This is a genomic window from Rhodopseudomonas sp. B29, assembly GCF_000333455.1.
Classification (GTDB): domain Bacteria; phylum Pseudomonadota; class Alphaproteobacteria; order Rhizobiales; family Xanthobacteraceae; genus Rhodopseudomonas.
In genome coordinates, this window is record NZ_BADD01000526.1 from 1 (window position 1) to 1,565 (window position 1,565).

General features: G+C 65.8%; 1 protein-coding gene and 2 pseudogenes. All 3 read left to right on the plus strand.

The features are described from left to right. Positions 1-422: pseudogene (locus I5M_RS18505) on the plus strand (glutathione synthase); the annotation flags it as partial. A 125-nt stretch (positions 423-547) separates the two neighbouring features. Then, positions 548-775: a hypothetical protein gene (locus I5M_RS18510; RefSeq protein WP_031336971.1), complete on the plus strand. Its 228-nt coding sequence runs from the start codon at positions 548-550 to the stop codon at positions 773-775. Positions 776-864: 89 nt separating this feature from the next. Continuing rightward, positions 865-1,565 (plus strand): annotated as a pseudogene (locus I5M_RS30085) (magnesium chelatase domain-containing protein); the annotation flags it as partial.

Genomic DNA, 1,565 nt, shown 5'->3' on the forward strand with positions numbered 1-1,565 from the left:
AGGACATGAATTTCGGCTCGCTCTACGACATGTTCGCCGTCACCTTCCGCGAGCAATGGGTGATCCAGCGCTTCCTTCCCGAGGTGAAGCACGGCGACAAGCGCATCATCCTGGTCGACGGCGAGTTCGCCGGCGCGGTCAACCGCGTTCCGGCCGAGGACGATCTGCGCTCCAACATGGTGCGCGGCGGCGCGGCGGCGGCGACCGAACTATCCGAGCGCGAGCGCGAGATCTGCGCCAAGCTCGGCCCGAAACTACGCGAACGCGGCCTGTTGTTCGTCGGTATCGACGTGATCGACGGCTATCTCACCGAGATCAACGTCACCTCGCCGACCGGCATCCGTGCGGTAGCTCGCCTCGGCGGTCCGGATATCGCGGCGAAGATTTGGGACGTCGTCGAGGCGAAGCGCAATGGAGCGTAAGTGAGCTCAATTGATCTGATCGCTATGGGTCATGCGTCGTAAGTCTTAAGTCGCAGCCCCTTGCAAACATCGTCGTTCTGGTTTGGGATTAGAGGTAGTGTTTCCGGATATTTTGGTGATTTCAAATGGCCACCTCTATTAGGCCCGGCGGCCGCGACCGCTCGGCAAGCGCAACCACAGGTTCGGCTTTGCCGGACCTCACGATCGACGAACTGGCCGGGACTATCAACCTGGCGATGGAGCAAGCCGAACGACTCGGCATCGCCTCGGCCGCGCAGCTTTTGATGATGGCGCGGCTCGAAGTCGATCTCACCGAGCTGGCGCTGACCTCCGGCCGGAAAGAAGCGAGCTGAGCACCGCGTAGCCGCCGCCGATGTTCTCGTAACGTTCTTGCGTTCGAGGACCCGGCGGGCTAGCCTCCTGGTTGTGGGAGAGGGGCTTCATGGTCCAGCACGTATCCACCGTGGCCTTCGAGGGCATCGAGGCCCGCACCGTCGACGTGCAGGTGCAGGTCTCGCCGGGCCTGCCGGCTTTCGCGGTGGTCGGGCTGGCCGACAAGGCGGTTTCCGAAGCACGCGAGCGCGTCCGCTCGGCGCTGATCGCCTCGGGCCTGGCGCTGCCTGCGCGGCGCATCACCGTCAATCTGGCGCCCGCCGATCTGCCCAAGGAAGGCAGCCATTACGATCTGCCGATCGCACTCGGCCTGATGGCGGCGATCGGCGCCATCCCGCCCGATGCGCTCGCCGGCTTCACCGTGCTGGGCGAACTCGGCCTCGACGGCTCGATCGCGCCGGTGGCGGGCGTGCTGTCGGCGGCGATTGCGGCCAATAGCCGCGATGAAGGCCTGATCTGCCCGGCGGCCTGCGGCTCCGAAGCCGCCTGGGCCAGCCCCGACATCCAGATCATCGCGGCGCAGTCGCTGATCCAGATCGCCAACCACTTCAAGGGCACGCAGCTGCTCGGCCGGCCGCAGCCACGCATCCACGAGTCGGCCGGCTCAACGCTCGACCTGCGCGACATCAAGGGCCAGGAGAGCGCCAAGCGCGCGCTCGAAATCGCCGCCGCCGGCGGACATCATCTGCTGATGATCGGAAGTCCGGGCGCCGGCAAATCGATGCTGAACGGCGCGGCTGCCGTCGATCC